Origin of the sequence: Bombella mellum (assembly GCF_014048465.1) — a bacterium.
In the GTDB taxonomy this organism is placed as follows: Bacteria; Pseudomonadota; Alphaproteobacteria; order Acetobacterales; family Acetobacteraceae; genus Bombella; species Bombella mellum.
In genome coordinates, this window is the sequence record NZ_PDLY01000003.1 from 19,965 (window position 1) to 39,958 (window position 19,994).

Genomic DNA, 19,994 nt, shown 5'->3' on the forward strand with positions numbered 1-19,994 from the left:
GCGGCAGCCCTCATGAATCGTCGCGGTCATCCTTGTCGGTCGAGACTTCGATGTCCTTGCTGATATCATCGTCATCATCCAAGTCATCATCATCGGAAATGACATCATCGTCATCGCCGGTGTCGATGTCCACATCATCCTCATGGTCTTCCTGGGCGAGATTCTTGTCCTTCTCGTCCGCCAGTTCCTCTTCCTTCTTCAGGCGGGAGAGGTTGGTCGGCTGGGTTGTCCCGCATTTCGGGCAGACGGCAGGCACGCGGTTCAGATCATAGAAGCGTGCATTACAATCGACGCATGTCCGTTTCAGACCAAGTTCTGGTTTTGCCATAATGTTGAATGCCCGTATTGCCACAAAAGATGAAGTGTCTGGGCCATGCCACCGAAACGCCCCGCTGTCAAATATTTCTCCCTCTGGCGGAAGAGGGGGCAAACTCCCGCTCCCTGTCCTGTTCCCGCAGGCAGAATTGCCGCATGAAGGGGACAGACTTTTCCGGATGAATGGAGTAATCTGGTCTCACATGAAATGATCCACCCCTGATGATGTGAAGCAGGCCTATGACAGCACAGCGTCCCTTGACCGTTTCTTCCGCCCCGGCCGGGCTGGCGGGACGGGTCCGTGTTCCCGGAGACAAATCCATCAGCCATCGTGCGCTGATGTTTGCCGCCCTTGCCGAGGGACGGACCCACATTACCGGCCTGCTGGAAGGTGAGGACGTACTGCGGACCGCCGAGGCCATGCGTGCCCTCGGGGCCAGTGTCGTGCGGGAGGAGACCTGCTGGGTCGTGGATGGCTGTGGTGTTGCGGGGCTGAAAGAGCCTGCGGACGTGCTGGACATGGGCAATTCCGGTACGGCTGCCCGGCTGCTTAGCGGCGTTCTGGCGACGCACCCCTTCATGAGCATCATGACCGGCGACGCCTCACTGCGCAGCCGCCCGATGGGGCGTGTCAGTGTTCCGCTGGCCGAGATGGGGGCACGATTCGTGACCCGTGCGGGCCAGAAGCTGCCCATGGCCGTGGAAGGAACGGGCAGCGGGAAACCGCTGCATTACCGTCTGCCGGTGGCCTCGGCGCAGGTGAAGTCCGCCATCCTTCTTGCCGGTCTGAACTGTGAGGGTGAGACGGTTGTGGAAGAGCCTGCCCCGACCCGTGATCATACCGAGAACATGCTGCGTCATTTCGGCACGGAGGTGAAGGTCGAGGAGCTGCCCGGAGCCGGGCGGCGCATCACGCTGAAAGGTCCGGCCCGTCTCGTGGCGCAGGACGTGCTGGTGCCGGGGGACCCGTCATCGGCGGCGTTCCCGGTCGTGGCGGCCCTGCTGGTGCCGGGGTCGGAGATCGTCGTCGAGGCCGTGGGTCAGAATCCTCTGCGGACCGGTCTGTTCAGGACCCTGAAGGAAATGGGAGCCTCTCTGGAAGTCCGTGATGAACGGACTGAAGGTGGCGAGGTCATCGGGGACCTGCATGTGCGTGCAGGCCGGCTGAAGGCGGTCGATGTTCCGGCCGTGCGGGTGCCGTCCATGATTGACGAATATCCGGTTCTGGCTGTGGCCTGTGCGTTTGCGGAGGGCACATCCCGTCTGCGGGGTCTTGCTGAGCTGCGGGTGAAGGAGAGTGACCGTCTGGCCTCCACCGTGGCCCTGCTGGAGGCCAACGGGGCGAAGGTGCATGTCGAAGGGGATGACCTGATCATCGAGGGGCAGAAAACCCTGCCCGGTGGCGGCAGGGTCCAGACCCACATGGATCACCGGCTGGCCATGAGTGCCGCCGTGCTGGGGCTGGCGGCAGAGAAGCCCGTCCATATTGATGACACAGCCTTCATCGAGACCAGTTTCCCCGGCTTCGTGTCCCTGATGAACGGCCTCGGTGCGGGGCTGGAGGCATGAGCAGGCGGGGCATGAAATATCCGGTCATCGCCATTGATGGTCCCGCCGCAGCGGGCAAGGGCACGCTGGCCCGCCAGCTGGCGGACACGCTGGAGCTGCCCTATCTGGACACGGGGCTGCTGTATCGGGCCGTGGCCCGCCGGGTGCTGGACCAGGGTGGCGACCCGGCCCATGACGGGCCGGAACAGGCCCGCCAGCTTGTCCCGGAGGACATGCGCCGGACCGACCTGCGGGAGCCGGAGGTGGATCGTGCCGCCTCCGCCGTGGCCCGTCATCCGGAGGTCCGGGAGGCCCTGCTGGAGCGGCAGCGTCATTTCGGGCGTGCCCGGGGTGCCGTTGTGGATGGAAGGGACATCGGCACGGTCGTGTTTCCTGATGCCTCAGCCAAGTTTTTCATCACGGCGTCACCGGAGGTCCGGGCGCAGCGGCGGTACATGCAGCGTCATGGCCATCCATGCACCGACTCGGCCGTTCTGGCGGAGGAGGTGGCGGCCATCAACGCCCGGGACCAGCAGGATGCGGCCCGTGAGACGGCCCCCCTCCGGCCTGCCGAGGATGCCGTGCGGATCGTCACGGATGATCTTGATGCTGCGGGCGTGCTGGACCGTGTCTGCCACATTCTGCAGGAGAAGGGCATCATCCGGCGCTGATTCATATCTTCGGTGTTGACAGCCCCCCCTTTATGCGTGTTGGTGAGGGTGTATGTGATGCCGTACAGCCCACGGCATCGTGGCCCTTCGTGCCGTCCGGCATGGGGCAAGTGATTGATGACGACTTCCGCTCCGGGCTGTGGAGCCGGGAGGAGACGTCGTTTTTTCCGGTCCGTCCTGATTTCTGCGTGGCCGGGGGATGCGGCGCATGGCTGGGTGCCGGGCACAGGCTGCGGCACTCTGGAATGCTGGAAATACATGGCTTCTGCCACTCAGAATACACCGGAACACGGTAAAGAAGATTTTGCTGCTCTGCTGGAAGAGACACTGGGCAGCGACAGTGCGTTTGACGGTACCGTCGTACGCGGTCGTGTCATCCGTCTGACAGACGATCACGCCATTGTCGATGTCGGCCTGAAGAGCGAAGGGCGTGTGGCCCTGCGTGAGTTCGGCCCTGTGGGCACGACCCCGGATGTGAAGCCGGGTGACGTGTTCGAGCTGTTCATCGAGCGTTACGAGGACCGTGACGGTTCCATCGTGCTCTCCCGTGAGAAGGCCCGCCGTGAAGAGGCATGGACCGCTCTGGAGAGTGCCTTCGCTCACAACCAGCGTGTCAACGGCACGATCTATGGCCGTGTGAAGGGTGGCTTCACGGTCGATCTGGGTGGTGCCATGGCCTTCCTGCCGGGCAGCCAGGTGGACATCCGCCCCGTACGTGACGTCGGGCCGCTGATGGGCCAGCCGCAGCCGTTCCAGATCCTGAAGATGGACCGTGCCCGTGGCAACATCGTCGTGTCACGTCGTGCCGTTCTGGAAGAGACCCGTGCCGAGCAGCGTTCCGAGCTGATCCAGGGCCTGAAGGAAGGCATGATCCTCGATGGTGTCGTCAAGAACATCACCGATTACGGTGCGTTCGTTGATCTCGGCGGCGTTGATGGCCTGCTGCATGTCACCGACATCGCCTGGAAGCGCATCAACCATCCGTCTGAAGCCCTTCAGATCGGCCAGCCTGTCCGTGTGCAGGTGATCCGTTTCAACTCCGACACGCAGCGCATCTCCCTGGGCATGAAGCAGCTCGAGGCTGATCCGTGGGAGAACGTGGCCGTCAAGTATCCGGTCAATGCCCGCTTCACGGGCCGCGTGACCAACATCACGGACTACGGTGCATTCGTCGAGCTGGAGCCGGGCGTTGAAGGTCTGGTTCACGTCTCCGAAATGTCCTGGACGAAGAAGAACGTCCATCCGGGCAAGATCGTGGCCACCTCCCAGGAGGTCGAGGTCATGGTGCTGGATGTGGACAGCGCAAAGCGTCGCATCTCCCTGGGCCTGAAGCAGGTTCAGCGCAACCCGTGGGAGCAGTTCGCTGAGGAGCACAAGGTTGGCTCCGTCATCGAAGGCGAGATCCGTAACATCACCGAGTTCGGTCTGTTCATCGGCCTGTCCGCCGACATCGACGGCATGGTCCACATGTCCGACCTGTCCTGGGATGAGTCCGGCGAAGAGGTCATGAAGCGTTACGAGAAGGGCCAGGTCGTCCAGGCCAAGGTTCTCGACGTGGATGCCGAGAAGGAACGCATCTCCCTGGGCATCAAGCAGCTTCAGGAAGACCCGGCTGCCGATGTTCTGGACCGCATCAACAAGGGTGATGTCGTCACCTGCGTCGTGACCGCCGTCCAGAGCAACGGGATCGAGGTCAAGGTCGATGACGTCCTGACGGGCTTCATCCGCCGTGGCGAGCTGGCCCGTGACAAGAGCGAGCAGCGTCCGGAACGCTTCGCCGTTGGCGAGAAGGTCGATGCCAAGGTGGTCGGTCTGGACCGTTCTTCCCGCAAGCTGTCCCTGACCATCCGTGGTCGTGAGGTCGAGGAAGACAAGCAGGCCATCAGCGAGTACGGCTCTTCTGACTCCGGTGCGTCCCTCGGTGACATCCTTGGTGCGGCCATCCGTCGTCGCAGCACGGAAGACTGAGAGAGCATCTCCTAGATAAGGGAAAATACAGGATTATTTTCTCTGGATCGGGATAATAAAAGGGTGGTCCAACGACCACCCTTTTATTGTTTCACGCTGGTAATGGTGATAAATCCCTGTCAGGAGCGTGCTCCATAAGAGGGTGTTTTTGTTGTAATTAAGCCGTTATTGCGGTCTGCCAGGTGCGGGCGGGCTGTAAGATAGGGTCTGCTTCATGGTGTGGGGTTATTAATGGCAATTATCTATAATACAAATTATACCCATAACCCGAATGCTTATCTGACACTTGCGATACAGCGTGCGGCAGAAGAGCTCTTTGGGAAAGAGAACATTTTCGTCGCTGACAACATGAGCCTGGCAGGTGCGGCGGCCTCCGGCCAGCATGACACCCTGCTCTGCATCGACGGGCAGCGTCTCAACCAGGCTCTGATCCGCCGCGTGCGGTCCGCCTTCAAGACCGTGATCCTGTGGACGTTTGAAGACCCGTTCATGCAGGACGTCAACGCCCAGCTCGTGCCGCTTTTCGATTACATTTTCACGAATGACCCCGCCTCCGTGGAGGTCTATCAGGGCAAGGGGCATTATCTGCCACTGGCCGCCAGTCCGAGCCTGCACGAACGCCCGGTCAGGAACAGGGCGGACTGTGACTATGACCTGTTCTTTGCCGGCACGATGTGGCCGAACCGGGTGCGCACCCTGCGGCGTGTTCTGGCCAGTTTCCCGGACGTGCGGCTGAAACTCGTCTGCCCGAGCAACGAATATCTGCCGCCCCTGCCTGATGACATTGCCGCCCTGGCTCTCCAGCGGCCTGTCAGCCATGAGGCGTTCATCGACTTTGCCAATGTCAGTGCCGTGACGCTGACCATGTTCCGTGACTATGCCAGCCACGGTGATGTCAGCCAAGCGACGGCCCCCGGCCCACGCTACTTCGAGCTGGGTCTGGCCGGTACGGCGCAGGTAGTCGAGGTTGCCTCCGGCATGGATGTTGAGCACTTCAGGAGTGTGGATGGCATTCATCTGGCGCATGATGATGATGAGGTTGTCGAGCAGATTGCGAAGCTGCTGGATGACAGCAAGCTGAGGCAGCGTTCCGCCACGGCGGCCCAGAAGTCGGTGCTCAGCCAGCATCTCTACACGCACCGTCTCAAGGCCATCCAGACGGTGACGGAGGCGGATTTCGGCCGCTGTGCACCATCCAAGGTCGTGCCGACCCCACGGCGCAACCGGCTGCGGGTGCTCTTCTGTACGCATTCCACCATCCATGAGCAGGTCTGGGGTGGGGTCGAGGTCTACCAGCGGGAGCTGTGTTCCTTCCTTGGCCGGGACGTCGAGTTCTTTTTCTGGCTGCGCCGGGGCACGTACTGTCGTCTTCTCTCGGCCAACGGACATGAACTGGAGCGTTTCGACATCGTCGAGCGTGGCTGGGACGACATCGTCTGCGATGCACAGGAGGAGACGGCCTTCTCCAGCGTCCTGAGCCAGTATAATGTGGATGTCGTCCACTTCCAGCATCTCGGGCATCATGCCCTGTCACTGCCGCTCATCGCCAAGGCCAGCGGGGCGGGTGTCCTGTTCTCGGCCCATGATTTCTGGCTGGTCTCTTCACGCTACAATCTCCTGAATCAGGACATGCGCTATTCCGAGGGAGAGTTCGGCTCCGTTCTGGCGATGGACATCATGCTGAAGCTAGCCGAGGGGATCGAGTATGGCGGGGAGCAGACACGCCGTGCCTTCGTGGACCGGATGCTGCATCATGTGGATGCGATCATGTTCGGGACGAAACATTCCCGTGATTTCTTCCACCATGTCTACCCTGTGCTGGACCGGAAAATCAGCCTGATAAACGGCATTCCCAGCCCTGACGTGACGCTGCCGGTCGTCCCCAACGAGTACCGGCCTCTGGATGGCCGCCCCATGGGTGTGGCGGTGGTCGGCAACTTTGCCCGTACCAAGGGGGCTGACAGCATCATCTCCCTGATCGAGGCGGCCCATCCGGAGCATTTCCACTTCCACATCCTCGGCTACATCCATCCGGACTACCAGACCGTCATGGAAAGCATGATGAGCCGACCCAACGTGACGGTTCACGGGCGGTATGACGTCGGCAACACGGATGTCATGAAAAAGGCTGACGTGGCCCTGTTCCTGTCCATATGGCCCGAGACGTACTGCATTTCCCTGTCCGAGGCCTGGCAGTACGGGCTTGTGCCGATCGTGACGAATGTCGGTGCCCTGGATGATCGGGTGAAGGATGGTGTCAACGGCTTCAAGGTGCCCATCAGCCGCCCGGACAGGGTGCTGGAGCGTCTGGAGCTTCTGCGGTCGTCCGAAGACATCCGCAAGGCGATGATGAAAGCCATCACGCCCGACCTGTGGACGCATGAGGGTGAGTATACCGAGGGCCTGCTGAAGCTCTATCATGACCTGGCCCCACGGCGGCTGCTTGGTGTCTCCGACCTCATGCTGGATGCTGGCCAGATCAACCTTCTGCCCATTTCCTCATGGAAGAACCAGGCTCCGCCCCGGCACATCTTTGACCCGCCGCTGGTGCGGGACCTTGCCATCAGCCTGCCGCCGCATATCAATGACTGGTTCGCCATTCAGGGGGCAAACTGCTATCTGGATGACATCTGCCACCACGTGCTGGTCGAGGGTGCGGAGAAGACCTTCCAGCCGGCGGACGAGTTCCATCTCCGTGGCTGGCTGTTCCTGCCGGGCGTGACCACGTCAGGGCAGATTCATGTCGTGCTCATCAACGGGGACAGGAACAGCCCGCTCATCTTCCTGAAGAGCGAGCGTGAGATCCGTACCGACATTTCGGACCTGTTCGGCAACGACGTTCCCCGCCGGTCCGGCTTCTCCGCCAAGGCGGCCCTGCGGGGCAAGTGGTGTGAGGGGTGGTACCGCATCGGTGTCATCAATTCCATCAATGGCCGGGGTGCGTTCCAGATGCTGTCCTACGGTCTTGAGGTCGAAGGCGGCAAGATCAAGAGTATCCGGGCATGCAGGCCGGACAATGACATCATCCTGAGCGACTTCCACAGGGTCGTGAATGACGACACCGTGCTGCGGGGTGTTCCGCTCGCCCGTTTCCCGCGGGGACGTCTGTTTGCGCAGGAGCAGGGGGTCCAGTTCCACTTCATCGACCGGCTTGAACTCATCACGGCCGGTGAGGAAGCGGAGGCGGTGGACGTGACCGCCCTGACTGACGATCTGGGTGGCGTGGAGCTGCGGGGCTGGAGCTTCATGGCCGGGCATGGCCGTGCCGGGATGGTCTATACGGCCATGGTGAGCGATGACAGGGACGAGGTCGTCCTGTTCGCCATGTCGCGTTTCGCCCGTGATGACGTACGGCGTGCCCACCATGATGCACCGCTCTGCTCCGGGTTCGAGGGGACGCTGCGCCCCTGGAAGGGCCGCACCGCACCGATGACCGGTGTCTGGCGTCTGGCCATCGTGAACGTCATCGGGGAGAATTTTGCCCTGGCCGTGACGGACATCTGCCTGCATGTGGAAGGTGTACGCTGCCAGGCCATCTATCATGAGGAGGCGACGGAAGAGCAGCAGGCCCGCATCAGGCGGCTGGTGCTGGACCTGTCTGACCGACAGTCCAGCCAATGAGCTCGGTCGTGTCAGGCCCGGAGGCCACGCCGGCAGGGGGGCTGTCCCCCCGCTGGCTAGAATTTCATGACGAATGGTATCTTCTGCGTCATGCCGACGTGAAGGAGCTGATGCATCAGTACGGATACAGTGATGCACGGCTCTTTTACGAGGAGATCGGCTGCCACAGGGGCCATTCTCCCAACCGGTATTTTGACGAGGTCTGGTATCGCCAGACCTATCCGGAAGTCCGTCGTGCCCTGCTGGAAAAACGCTGGAAATCCGGCTTCGAACATTACTGCATGGAGGGGTTCCGCAGCCTCTCCCCGCACTGGCTGTTTGATGAGGTTGCCTACCGTCGCCGCCATCTGGAACTGACGGATCAGCATCTGGCCGAACGTGGCTTCTGCAACGGATATGACCATTACCTGTCCTATGGTGAGGCCCACGGTTTCCGGGCCGGGCCGTTTGTTGATGTCGGTCTGCTCCAGAAGATGGCCCGGCATCATGCGGAGTGGTTCGGGCCGGAGGGGCTGCTCGCCTCGTGGCTGGTCCTGCCTGCGCATGTCGCTGATTCCATGCCGATGTCGTGGTATTTCGATGCGGCGTGGTATCTGGAGACCTATCCGCAGGTGAAGGAGGCCATTGCCGCCGGGGAGTATGGCAACGCCCTGCATCATTACCTGACCAATCCGACACCGGATGAGTTCAGCCCCTCTCCCTGGTTTGACGAGGCCTATTACCGCCGGACCTCCCCGGACATCCTTCCGTCCCTCGGTGCTGGCGGGCTGCGGAACGGCTATGAACATTTTGTCCTGTTCGGTGCCCATGAGGGACGGTCTCCGGCAGAGGGGATCGACCTGGCCCTTTACAGACGCCATCCGCTCGTCTGGTCGGATTGCGAGGGAGGTGTCCATGACAGTCCTTTCGCCCGTCTGGTGGCGGAGAAGCATGGTCAGGCCGTTCCGGTCGGGCAGGAAGAGCCGCCGCTGGATGAGGACCAGACCCGTCAGCTGTTCCGGGATGAGGCGGCCCTGTATCTGCCCGCCCTTGCCCGTCAGAAGCTGGATTTCCGGGTGCGGGGGATGGCGGAGGTCAGCGTCATCATGGTCGTGCATGACCAGATCGATCTGACCCTTCAGGCTCTGGCGTCCCTTCGGGCCGGGTATGACGGGGCGATCGAACTCATCATCGTCGATTCAGGGTCCCGTGATGAAACGTCCGGGCTGGAAGAGCTTGTGGAGGGAGCCATCATTCTGCGCCACAGGGTCAATGTCGGGTACCTGCTGGGTTGCAATGAGGCACTGGAGCATGTCACGGCTCCGGCCGTCCTGTATCTCAACAACGATGTCCGGCTCTATCCCGATGCCCTGCATCATGCCCTGAAGCGTCTGTACCGCCTGGAGACCACGGGAGCCGTGGCGGCCCGGCTGGTGCGGACCAACCTGTATCTTCAGGAGGCCGGGTCCATCATCTGGAGGGACGGGGCGACCTACGGCTACCGGCGGCAGGACGATCCCAACATTCCGGAGGCGAGTTTCAGCCGTGAGGTCGATTACGGCTCGGCGGCGTTCCTGCTGGTGAGAACGGGGCTGCTCCGGCGGCTTGGCGGGTATGACACCCGGTACTGGCCTGCCTATTTCGAGGATACGGACCTGTGCGTCCGGCTCCAGAAGATCGGAGCACGCATCGTCTATGAGCCTCTGGCGATGGTCGAACATCTGGAGTTCGGCAGCTCCGGGCAGAGTGGTTCCCATCAGCTGATCCAGCGGCACTGGAAGGTGTTCGCCCAGCAGCATCAGGAATTCCTGCGGCAGCAGCAGCCCCAGCATATCCGCAATGCCCTGCTGGGGCGTGAGCGGCGCAGGCCGGAGCGTCAGCGTGTCCTGCTGATCGAGGACCGCATCCCCCTGCGGGGGCTGGGGTCGGGCTACGTGCGGTCGAATGACATCGTCCGGGCACTGGTGGCACTGGACTATCACGTGACGGTCTTTCCTGTCATGCGGGAGGAGGTGCGGCCGTTCCTGCTCTATCGTGACTTCCCGGAGGAGGTGGAGCTGGTCTTCAATCAGGACATGTCCACCCTGCTGGCCTTTCTGGAAGAGCGGGCGGGCTATTATGACCTGCTCTGGGTGGGGCGGACCCACAACATGGCCCGTCTCCTGCCCCTGCTGAACGAGGCAAGCCGCTTCCTGCCGCATTGTGGCTCCGTGCTGGATACGGAAGTGGTGGCGGCTCCGAGAACGCTTCTCCAGCAGAAGGTGACGGGCCTGACGCCGGACGGACAGCCCGCACGGGTCATGACGGCCGATGAGGAGGAAAAGGAGCTGGACCGGCTGCTGGCCGAGGAGCTGCGCTGCGCCCATTACTGCCAGCAGATCGTGGCCGTGACGGAGCATGATGCGGAGCTGGTCCGCCGTGCCGGTTATCCGAACGTGATGGTGCTGGGGCATGGCATGAAGCCTGCTCCGACATCCCGGCTATATGGGGAGAGGAAGGACATTCTTTTCCTGGGGGCCTTCCATTGTGAGCGATCCCCAAATTATGACAGTATGATGTGGTTCGTGGAGGAGGTCATGCCCCTCCTGAAGGCTCTGCCCGAGGATGTCTGCCTGCATGTGGCCGGTCATGTCCATCCTTCGGTGGACATGACTCCACTGGGCCGTCATCCCCGTGTCGAGATTCTGGGGGCGGTGGACGATCTGGATGCCCTGTTCGACCGGTACAGGGTGTTCGTGGCACCGACCCGTTTTGCCGGTGGACTGCCTTTCAAGGTGCACGAAGCGGCGGCACGGGGCCTGCCCATGGTCGTGACCGACCTGCTCCAGCAGGAAGTGGGCTGGAAGGCCGGGGAGAGCCTGCTCTGTGCAGCGGCGGATGACCCGGCAGGCTTTGCCGCTGCGGTGGAGCGTCTCTATGGTGATGGAGCACTCTGGCAGCGTGTCCGCCAGTCCGCCCTGGAGGCGGTAAGGCGTGATACTGATCTGGAGCAGTTCAGAAACAGATTGAAACAGATTGTGGATGCCTCCCTGAACTGACGCAGGGTGAGGAGTTGTGGGGGTGAATGACAGATGAGTGCAGGTAAGAAGCAGGCCGCCGTGACGGACAGTCAGAAAAACGCTAAGGCCAGGAAGACGCACAGGGTTCTCCTCTGTAGCGGTGGCCGTTATGAGAGCCACGCCAATGCCCAGGTGCGGGCCACCATCATGGATGGTCTGGAAGACTGCTTCGGCAAGGGGAACGTGATTGCCGTGCATGTGACGACGGCTGCCGCAGCCATCGACACCCTGAAGCCGACCCTGGTCTTTGCCATGGGGTCTTACCTGCCGGAGAGTACCTATTACGGCGAGATTTCCCGTGCCGCCAAGAAGGTCGGGGCCGTGACGACGTTCTGGGCGACCGAGGACCCCTACGAGCAGGATGCTCATTATCAGATCAGCAATGATTTCGACGTGATCTTTTCCTGCGATCACTGGGGGCATCACTTCTACCAGCGTGACCGGGTGTTCCATCTGCCGCTGGGGGCCTGCCCGAAGCTGCACTACGTGCCGATCGACCGGCAGGTGGAGAAGACCATCGACGTGCTTTTCTGCGGTGTGGCTTTCAGCTCCCGCAAGGAGGTCATCGGCAACCTGATGCCGGTTCTCCAGCAGCTCAACATCCGCATCATCGGGCCGGGCTGGGGCGAGATGGGGGTCGGTTTCTCTGATGCCCGGATCGAGAAGCAGCAGCTAATCGATCTTTACAGCCGCTCCCGTCTTGTCCTGAATCTGGGGCGTTCCCTCCATTTTGAGAACAAACGCTTCATGATTTCACCGTCCACACCGGGGCCACGCACGTTCGAGGCTGCCGCTGCCGGGGCGTTCCAGGTGTTCCATGAGGAAACGTATGAGCTGCGCCGGTATTATGATGCGGACGAAATTCCGGTTTTCTCGAACCGGGATGATTTCGAGCGGATCGTGAGGCTGTACCTCAATGATGACAGGAAGCGTTTCGAGATGGCCAAGAAGGCGCAGGAACGCACCATGAAGGAACATCTGTATGGCAATCGTATCCTTCAGGCGGTGGAATATCTGATGGAAGAGAAGCTGCTCTGATTCACGGCGTTCCGTGAGCTGGAATTTGCCGGAAGGCATGAAAAAAGGGCACCCGGTTTGGGTGCCCTTTTCTGTTCTGATGCAGGGTGGAGAGGCCCTCATCTGGTCGGGGCAGGTCCCATGATGATGCGGGACATGTCCGCCGGGCGGATCCACCGGGCGAAGGCCTGCTGCACGTCCACGGCCTTCATCTCGTAAACCGCCTTGGCCGCCTGGTCCGGGCTGTCCAGCGGCAGGTCCAGATCAATGAGGGAGAGCCAGAGACCGGCAAGGGAGTCGAAGCTGGCCCGGTTCATCGGGAAGCTGCGGAGCAGGCTGGCCTTGGCGAGGTCCAGAGTCTCGTCAGAAACCGGTTTTGTCCTCAGCCTGTTCAGGTCCTTCATGGCGAGGGCCTGGGCTGCGGAGACCTTGGCCGGGTCCGCCCCAAAGGTGATGGAAAAGCTGCTGCGCGTACGGCCATAGGTCAGGCCGCTGCCTACACCATAGACATAGCCGGTCCTGACACGGAGGTCCTGCATCAGGAGGGAGGAGAAGCCATCCCCCAGGATGGTGTTGCCCACGGCTAGGGCATGGCGGTCCTGATTGGTGACGGTCAGCCCCAGTGTCTCGGTCAGGGTCACCTTGTCCTGCGAGCGGCCCGGGTCGGCCACGACGGCCCTGCTGGCACGGCTCGGGGGCACGGGTGGCAGATCGACCTGCGGGGCCGTGCCTTTGGCCTGCCAGCCGCCAAAGGCAGCCGTGATTTTGCTGACGGCCTCTTCAGGCGTGATGTCGCCGATGATGACGATGGTCGTCAGGTCAGGCCGGTAGGCCAGCCTGTAATAGGCGTTCACGTCACTGAGCCGGAGTGCCCGGATGGTCTCAGGCGTGGCCTCCCGCAGGGTGGGGTCCTTGGCCGGGACCAGAGCCTTCTTGATGGCCCGTCCGAAATGGTAGGCGGGGGATTTCAGCGTCCCCTGCTGGCTGCTGGCCTCCTGCTCCCGTGTGATGGTGAAGGCCTGTTCGGGGAAGGCAGGGTGCAGTTCATGCTCGGCCAGCAGGGACAGGCCCTGGCTGAAAGAGTCCGTCAGGGTACTGAGGCTGAAGCTGCTGCCCGCTTCCTCCTCGGCAGAAATGTCATCAAGGGCACGGGCCAGAGCCAGACGGTCATGCTGCGTGCTGCCATACAGGAAGAGCCGGTCCGTCAGGGCGGCCACGCCTTCCTTGCCCGGGGGCTGCTCCAGGGCGGGATTCTGGCGGATGGTGCCGTACAGCTCGATCGTGTGGCTCACATGTTCGGGCTGGACGATCAGCCGCAGGCCGTTTGGCAGCGTCGTGGCGTAAGGCTGGGGAGAGGCCGGTGGCAGGGTCAGGCGGGCGAGGGCTTTCTCGGCCCAGTCCGGCAGGGTGACATGCTCCTTGGGCGGGTTGGCAAAGGATTCAGCTCCGCCGAAGCCCTTGTCCGCCAGCGGCTTGCCGGAGTTGCTGGGCGTCAGCGTGGCACTGATGGCGTGGTTGGGGTCCAGCCATTCCTGGGCCAGGGCGTCAATGTCCGCCTTGGTGACCTTCTGGAAGGCCCGGATCATGTCACGAGGATTGTGCAGATGCTGGATGGCCACGGCCTGTGACCAGCTTTCGGCCTGCCCGCTGATGCTGTTGGCGTTGAATTCCAGTGCGGCGATCTCACGCCGCCGGGCTGCCTCGATGAGGTCCGAGGGCAGGCCGGAGGAGCGGTAATTTTCCAGAATGGAGGCCATCTTCACCCGGACGGGGTCGGGGTCGCCGCCCTGCGGGAACACGGCATAGGCCGTGGCGATGCCTCCCTGTGCTTCCGGATCGTACATGAAGCCCGTCTCAAGGGCCTTGCCCTGCGGCACCAGGGCGAACAGGTCGCCACGCTGGCTGGCCAGCACGTCCGCCAGAAGGGTTGCTGCGGCAAAGCGGGGATCACGCTGCCCGGGCATCTGCCAGGCCAGGGTGACCAGTCCGGCGGGCAGGTCCGTCGGCAGGGAGAGGGCCTGATGGGTGACGGGTTTCGGCGTGACCTGCGGGCGGTCCGGCAGGGTGCGGGCCGGGAGGGTACCAAAGGCGGCTTCCACCTTCTTCAGGGTCTCGGTCGGGTCCACATCCCCGGTGATGACCAGCACGGCGTTGTTCGGAGCATACCAGCTCTCGTAGAACTTTCGCAGCTGGTCAATGGTCGTGCTGTCGAAGGATGGGCGGCTGCCCAGCGCATCGGCCTCGTAGGGCGTGCCCTTGTAGAGCAGGCCCCGCACCTGCGAGAGATAGCGGTAGATCGGGCTGGAGAGGTCACGGGAGACTTCCTGCTCGATGGCACCCCGTTCATGCGCCCATTCATCTCCGCTCAGGGTCAGGCCCTCCATGCGGCCTGCCTCGATGCGCAGGAGGATGTCCAGATCACTGGCAGGGGCGGTGAAGTAATACTGGGTGACATCCGCCGTCGTGTCGGCATTGTCGTTGTTGCCGAGCCGTGCGCTGAGTGCGGCAAGCTGGTCCCTGCTGAGGGACTTCGAGCCATTGAACATCATGTGTTCCAGCGCATGGGCCGTGCCGGGGAACCCTTTCGGGGCATCGACGGACCCGACCTCGTAATTCATCATGGTCTGCACGACCGGGGCCAGATGGTTCTGGACGATGATGACACGCAGGCCGTTTTTCAGGGTGGCCCGTGTGACGCCTTCCTCATCACTGGCGGTGGTGGTGGCCTGCCCGGGGGCAGGCTGGGCTGCCGTATCGGCCAGGGCGGGCAGGGCCGTGAGGCCCGTGGTGAGAAGGGTGGCCGCAAGAAGGGCCGGACGGAGCAGTGAAGCGGGCAGAGCCATGAGGGCTACGCATCCTTTCAGCAGGGGAAGGTTGTCGTCTGTTTTCGGTGTGTCGGTTACATATCGTCAAGAGGGCGTGTTCTGTTATAGTCCAGACCAGCGCAGATCATGCTGGACGGGCATGATACCAGAGAAAAGGAGACAGGATGAAGGAGGGGTTTCTTCAGGCACTGGATGATTTCATTCTGGACAGGCTGTTCCAGCCCGTGGCGGACCGTCTGCCCGAGAGCGTGTCGGCCTGGAGCGTCGGCATCAATTTCGAGCTGGGGTCCGTCATTCTTCAGGTTGCCTGCCTGTTTGCGCCACTGGTGATTTATGGGGCCTCCATCAGCGAGAGTGTGGAATCCGTCCTGGTGCTGCTGTGCAGCATCGTGCTGTTCATAGGGTTCCAGCGGTTCCGGCCGCTGGTGAGGCCCGGCACGCTGAATCCCCTCCGGCCGCTCATGTTTAGCCTGCGGCTGATCTGTCTGGCCTTTCTCGTTTATGAGACCATTTCCGTTCTCGTGTCGTCGGCCTCGCCGTCCATGTGGCTGTGGAACCGTCTGGGGCTGCTGTCGCAGCTGGCGTTCGTGACGGGCCTGTATTTCATGGCCTGCCAGCCCCGGCCGCCGGGCGGGGAGCGCAGGGCGGAGAAACGTCTGGCCGAACTTAGGGGAGTTGCGACTGATGGTATCTGACAGGGTGAGGATGATGTCCCTGTGCGGGCTGCTTCTGGGGTTGTCCGGTCCGGGAAACATGGCTCTGGCGGATGGTGTGGCTGGCCCGTCCGGGAACGGTCAGGCCCAGCCCGCCCCGCAGGAGAAGCGGGTGGCACACGGGGCCTCTCATGACAGGGCGGGCGCAGCACGCCGGGGAGGCAATCATCTGCTCATTCCCCTGCCGACCGATGAGGTCGTGGGGCGGCAGGATGTCGAGTACACATGCAGCCTTGATGAGAAGAAGGCGGGGGATGATGTCCGGTCCTTGCGGACCTCCCTGCCTGGTGGCCGTTTTACCGTGACCTATCTGAGTGCGGACATCATGGCTCTGGCCGTCCTGCCCGTGGATGGTCGGGTGATGGTCTTCGCCAATGTCGTAGCGGGGGACGGGGCGAAATATGTGGGGGACCGTTACAGCTGGTGGGCCAGAGGTGATGAGGTCACGTTCGCCCGGGAGGACAAGGAGGGCGTGTCCTTTACCTGTCATGTCGTGCCCGCTGCCGGGAAACCCGCTGAACACTGATCTGCCCGTGATCTGACATCTGGTGCCAGCAGAAAAGGGCTCCCCGGTGAGGGAGCCCTTTTCATGTGGGGGAGACTGTTTTAAATCGCCCCCGGAACCCGGCTTCATTGGATGGATCGTGCTAGGTAACGAAGCCGGGTCCCATCTCTTTCAGCCTTCAGCCACGCAGGATCTCGGCAGCCTTGACCATGTTGGTGATGGCCGGGCGGACTTCCTTCCAGTTGCGGGTCTTCAGGCCGCAATCCGGGTTCACCCAGAGCTGGCGGCGGGCGACTTTCTTCTCTGCCGCACGCAGCAGCTCGACCATTTCCTCGACGGACGGGACACGGGGGGAGTGAATGTCATACACGCCCGGGCCGATCTCGGCAGGGTACTTGTGGTCGGTGAAGGCTTCCAGCAGTTCCATCTTGGAGCGTGCCGTCTCGATGGAGATCACGTCAGCATCCATGTCGGCGATGGCCTGGATGATGTCGTTGAACTCGGAGTAGCACATGTGGGTGTGGATCTGTGTCTTGTCCTGCACGCCGCTGGCCGTGACACGGAAGCTTTCCACGGCCCAGTCCAGATAATGCTGCCAGTCCTTGCGGCGCAGGGGGAGACCCTCACGCAGGGCGGCTTCGTCAATCTGGATGACGGGGCAGCCAGCCTTTTCCAGGTCCTGCACTTCGTCACGGATGGCGAAGGCGATCTGGCGGCATGTCTCGGAGCGTGGCTGATCGTCACGGACGAAGGACCAGTTCAGGATCGTGACCGGGCCTGTCAGCATTCCCTTGACCGGCTTCCTGGAGCAGGACTGTGCATACTGCCACCAGTCGAGCGTCATGGCTGCCGGGCGGGAGACATCACCAAAGATGATGGGCGGGCGGACATAGCGGGAACCGTAGGACTGCACCCAGGCATGTTTGGTGAAGACGAAGCCTGAAAGCTTCTCACCAAAATACTGCACCATGTCGTTGCGCTCGAACTCGCCATGCACGAGGACGTCCAGCCCGACCTCTTCCTGCCACTTGATGGCGGATGCCGTCTCCTTCTGGAGGAAGGCCACGTAATCCTGCGTGGAGAGTTCCTTCTTGGCGTGGCGGGCACGGGCCTGACGCACTTCCTTCGTCTGCGGGAAGGAGCCGATGGTGGTGGTGGGGAAAAGCGGCAGCTTCAGGGCCTCTTCCTGCGCCTTCTGGCGGACAGGGAAGGCGGACTGACGCTGTGTCAGCTTGGCATCCTTCTGGGCGGCACGCTTCTTCACATCCTGATTATGGATGCGTGTGGAGGTACGGCGGCTCTCGGCAGCAGCATCGGAGGCGTCCAGAATGGCCTTCACGCTCTCATGACCTTCATTGAGGGCCTTGGCGATGGTGGCGAGTTCGGCAATCTTCTGCACGGCAAAGGCCAGCCAGTTCTTCACCTCGGCATCCAGCTGTGTTTCACGCTCCAGATCAATCGGCGTGTGCAGCAGGGAGCAGGACGGAGCCACGATGATGTCACGCTTGGCGGCAACCGGAGCGATGTGCTTCAGAATTCTGGAAAGGTCGGCCTTCCAGATGTTCCGGCCATCAATCACGCCGAGGGAGAGCAGCAGGTCCGGACGTGCCTTGGCAACGACGTCCTCCAGCTGGTGCGGGGCACGGACCAGATCGACATGCAGGCCATGAACCGGCAGGGACAGGGCCGTCTTCAGATTGTCACCTAGCCCGCCGAAATAGGTCGTCAGCAGCAGCCTGATGTCAGGAACGGCACTGGTGAGGCTCTGATAGGCCAGGGCAAAAGCCTTGCGGGCGGCATCATCAAGGTCCAGCACCAGGGTAGGCTCATCAATCTGGACCCATTCGGCTCCGGCCTGACGCAGCTCACGCAGCACCTCGGTATAGACGGAGAGCAGCCCCGGCAGCAGGTCCAGCTTGTTGAAGGCTGCACCGTGGGCCTTGCCCAGCAGCAGGAAGCTCACCGGTCCCAGCAGGACAGGGCGTGTCTCGATGCCCTGGGCCTTGGCTTCCCTGTATTCGTCAATGATCTTGGTGGAGGAGAGGCTGAAGCTCTGCCCCTCTTTGAATTCCGGCACGAGGTAGTGATAGTTCGTGTCGAACCACTTCGTCATTTCCGCAGCGGGAACATCGGTGGCGGCATGGTGATGACAGGAACAGTCGTGGGCATGGTCCCCGGCCTCTTCCCCACCGGCGACCTGACGGCCACGGGCGATGGCGAAGTAGGTGGTGAGGTCCACCTTGCCACCCTTGTGGCCATAGATGTCCGGCACGGCTCCGACCAGGGCACTGGTATCCAGCACATGGTCATAGAGGGAGAAATCGTTGGAGGGGATGATGTCCGCTCCCTGCTCCTTCTGGCGGGTCCAGTTCTCCTTGCGGAGGCTGGCGGCGGTCTGGAGCAGCTCGGCCTCGCTGCTGTTGCCGGCCCAGAAACTTTCCAGAGCCTTTTTCAGTTCACGGCGGCCACCGATACGGGGAAAGCCCAGTGTTGCGACGCGTACGGTCATGACAATGCCTCCTGGCGTTGGGTGGGCACCGTTCCATTTGCCTTCCACCACCCTGCGGGATGTGCCGCCGGGGGAGAAAGGCAAACGGGCGGGCGGTATCTGCCCCACCGATGAGATCGGGACTGCCTTCAGGAGGCAGCCGGGAAAAGCGTCCGGCCCGTCCCCCGCACGGGGCGGGAAGACAGGCCGGGCTGTGCTTCGGGAACCAGAAGTGACAGGGCTTTTTAAATGTGTCAACAGATATTGCATATATAATGAAGTCATTATATATAGTTCGCATGGATCGTGCTCTTATAATCTTTCAGGCTCTCGCAGAGCCGACGCGTCTGAGAATTTTGCGCCTGCTGCGCGAAATGGAGTTGTCAGTTGGCGAACTGGCCCAGGTTCTGGGCCAGAGCCAGCCGCGGGTTTCCCGGCATGTGAAGGTGCTGGCGGAGGCCGAACTGGTGGAACGCCGCAAGGAAGGAAGCTGGGTTTTTCTTGCCCTCGGGGACGAGAATGACCTGGAGCCCATCTTTGCAGCGTTGGACCATTGGCGGCGTTATCACGAGGAGGATGATGACGAGATGGGCCGGGCGGACCGGCAACGCCTCCAGGCCGTGCGGAATGTCCGCATGGGTGAGGCCGAGGACTGGTTTGAGGTTCATGCAGCGGAGTGGGATGCGATTCGCTCCCTGCATGTCTCGGAAGAATCGGTCGAGTCGGCCATCATGAAGCTGGTGGGTGACGGGCCGCTCGGGCGTGTTGTGGATATCGGGACCGGCACCGGGCGTATGCTCGAGCTTCTGGCCCCGCAGTGTGAAAGTGCCATCGGGTTTGATCGCAGCCCCTCCATGCTGAGGCTGGCCCGGGTCAAGCTGGAAGAGAACCGGACGGTGGATGGCGAGGAGATCAAGCTGCGGCAGGGGAATTTCTACGCCCTGCCACTGGCCGCAGGCTCGGCTGATCTGACCATCCTGCATCAGGCGTTGCGCTATGCGCAGCACCCGGCCGCCGTCATTGCCGAGTCGGCCCGGATTCTCAGCCCTGGCGGGCGTCTGCTGGTGGTGGATTTTGCCCTGCATGACCGTGAGGAACTCCGCACGCGGGATGCCCACATGTATCTCGGCTTCAGTGATGAACGCATGCAGCAATGGTTCGAGGCGGCAGGGCTGGAGGTGGATCCCCCTGTCTCCCTCGACGGAGAATTGACGGTGAAGCTCTGGATGGGCCGCTTGCCGTCGGATCAGCAATCAAGGGTTACGTAGAACCGTATGTAAAAGGA

The 19,994-nt window shown here is 62.1% G+C and carries 12 protein-coding genes; 9 read left to right on the forward strand and 3 right to left on the reverse strand.

Annotation, left to right across the window (positions count from 1 at the left end):
* Positions 1–10: 10 nt before the first annotated feature.
* A complete protein-coding gene (locus tag CPA56_RS04990) occupies positions 11–328 on the reverse strand; it encodes an FYDLN acid domain-containing protein (RefSeq protein WP_182040946.1) in 318 nt (105 codons plus the stop codon).
* A gap of 227 nt (positions 329–555) precedes the next feature.
* Here CPA56_RS04990 and aroA point away from each other — a divergent pair, with 227 nt between their 5' ends.
* From aroA to CPA56_RS05020, 6 genes are all read left to right on the forward strand, one after another.
* Entirely contained in the window at positions 556–1,884 is a 1,329-nt protein-coding gene (aroA, locus tag CPA56_RS04995; RefSeq protein WP_182040947.1) for a 3-phosphoshikimate 1-carboxyvinyltransferase, read from the forward strand.
* A complete protein-coding gene (gene cmk / locus CPA56_RS05000) occupies positions 1,881–2,534 on the forward strand; it encodes a (d)CMP kinase (protein WP_182040948.1) in 654 nt (217 codons plus the stop codon). Before aroA ends, cmk begins: the two co-directional genes overlap by 4 nt.
* A 258-nt stretch (positions 2,535–2,792) precedes the next feature.
* Positions 2,793–4,502, forward strand: coding sequence for a 30S ribosomal protein S1 (gene rpsA, locus CPA56_RS05005; protein ID WP_182040949.1), 1,710 nt, complete (start codon positions 2,793–2,795; stop codon positions 4,500–4,502).
* 231 nt (positions 4,503–4,733) lie between these two features.
* Positions 4,734–8,123, forward strand: a complete 3,390-nt coding sequence (locus CPA56_RS05010) for a glycosyltransferase (protein WP_182040950.1) — start codon at positions 4,734–4,736, stop codon at positions 8,121–8,123.
* The gene (locus tag CPA56_RS05015) at positions 8,120–11,140 is read left to right on the forward strand and encodes a glycosyltransferase (protein ID WP_182040951.1); all 3,021 of its coding nucleotides are present in this window, start codon (positions 8,120–8,122) and stop codon (positions 11,138–11,140) included. Before CPA56_RS05010 ends, CPA56_RS05015 begins: the two co-directional genes overlap by 4 nt.
* Positions 11,141–11,173: 33 nt before the next feature.
* On the forward strand, positions 11,174–12,199 hold the full coding sequence (locus CPA56_RS05020; RefSeq protein WP_182040952.1) for a CgeB family protein: 1,026 nt from the start codon (positions 11,174–11,176) through the stop codon (positions 12,197–12,199).
* Between the two features lie 98 nt (positions 12,200–12,297).
* Here CPA56_RS05020 and CPA56_RS05025 read toward each other — a convergent pair whose 3' ends face one another.
* The gene (locus CPA56_RS05025) at positions 12,298–15,021 is read right to left on the reverse strand and encodes a M16 family metallopeptidase (protein ID WP_182040953.1); all 2,724 of its coding nucleotides are present in this window, start codon (positions 15,019–15,021) and stop codon (positions 12,298–12,300) included.
* 146 nt (positions 15,022–15,167) lie between these two features.
* On the opposite strand from CPA56_RS05025, the gene CPA56_RS05030 reads away from it, so the two are divergent.
* Both CPA56_RS05030 and CPA56_RS05035 read left to right on the forward strand, forming a co-directional pair.
* Positions 15,168–15,698, forward strand: a complete 531-nt coding sequence (locus tag CPA56_RS05030; RefSeq protein WP_182040954.1) for a hypothetical protein — start codon at positions 15,168–15,170, stop codon at positions 15,696–15,698.
* Positions 15,688–16,242 carry an MliC family protein gene (locus CPA56_RS05035; RefSeq protein ID WP_182040955.1) on the forward strand — a complete coding sequence of 185 codons (555 nt, stop codon included), beginning with the start codon at positions 15,688–15,690 and terminating at the stop codon, positions 16,240–16,242. Before CPA56_RS05030 ends, CPA56_RS05035 begins: the two co-directional genes overlap by 11 nt.
* 157 nt (positions 16,243–16,399) lie before the next feature.
* Here the strand turns inward: CPA56_RS05035 and metE are convergent, their stop codons facing one another.
* On the reverse strand, positions 16,400–18,730 hold the full coding sequence (gene metE, locus CPA56_RS05040; RefSeq protein ID WP_182040956.1) for a 5-methyltetrahydropteroyltriglutamate--homocysteine S-methyltransferase: 2,331 nt from the start codon (positions 18,728–18,730) through the stop codon (positions 16,400–16,402).
* Between the two features lie 278 nt (positions 18,731–19,008).
* On the opposite strand from metE, the gene CPA56_RS05045 reads away from it, so the two are divergent.
* On the forward strand, positions 19,009–19,977 hold the full coding sequence (locus CPA56_RS05045; protein WP_182040957.1) for an ArsR/SmtB family transcription factor: 969 nt from the start codon (positions 19,009–19,011) through the stop codon (positions 19,975–19,977).
* Positions 19,978–19,994: the final 17 nt, after the last annotated feature.

Bases quoted from the DNA above. Each gene is read 5' to 3' on its own strand.
- CPA56_RS04990 (WP_182040946.1), bottom strand. From the start codon at position 328: ATGGCAAAACCAGAACTTGGTCTGAAACGGACATGCGTCGATTGTAAT.
- CPA56_RS05045 (WP_182040957.1), top strand. From the start codon at position 19,009: ATGGATCGTGCTCTTATAATCTTTCAGGCTCTCGCAGAGCCGACGCGT.
- rpsA (WP_182040949.1), top strand. From the start codon at position 2,793: ATGGCTTCTGCCACTCAGAATACACCGGAACACGGTAAAGAAGATTTT.
- aroA (WP_182040947.1), top strand. From the start codon at position 556: ATGACAGCACAGCGTCCCTTGACCGTTTCTTCCGCCCCGGCCGGGCTG.
- CPA56_RS05010 (WP_182040950.1), top strand. From the start codon at position 4,734: ATGGCAATTATCTATAATACAAATTATACCCATAACCCGAATGCTTAT.
- CPA56_RS05030 (WP_182040954.1), top strand. From the start codon at position 15,168: ATGAAGGAGGGGTTTCTTCAGGCACTGGATGATTTCATTCTGGACAGG.
- CPA56_RS05035 (WP_182040955.1), top strand. From the start codon at position 15,688: ATGGTATCTGACAGGGTGAGGATGATGTCCCTGTGCGGGCTGCTTCTG.
- CPA56_RS05020 (WP_182040952.1), top strand. From the start codon at position 11,174: ATGAGTGCAGGTAAGAAGCAGGCCGCCGTGACGGACAGTCAGAAAAAC.
- CPA56_RS05025 (WP_182040953.1), bottom strand. From the start codon at position 15,021: ATGGCTCTGCCCGCTTCACTGCTCCGTCCGGCCCTTCTTGCGGCCACC.
- metE (WP_182040956.1), bottom strand. From the start codon at position 18,730: ATGACCGTACGCGTCGCAACACTGGGCTTTCCCCGTATCGGTGGCCGC.
- CPA56_RS05015 (WP_182040951.1), top strand. From the start codon at position 8,120: ATGAGCTCGGTCGTGTCAGGCCCGGAGGCCACGCCGGCAGGGGGGCTG.
- cmk (WP_182040948.1), top strand. From the start codon at position 1,881: ATGAGCAGGCGGGGCATGAAATATCCGGTCATCGCCATTGATGGTCCC.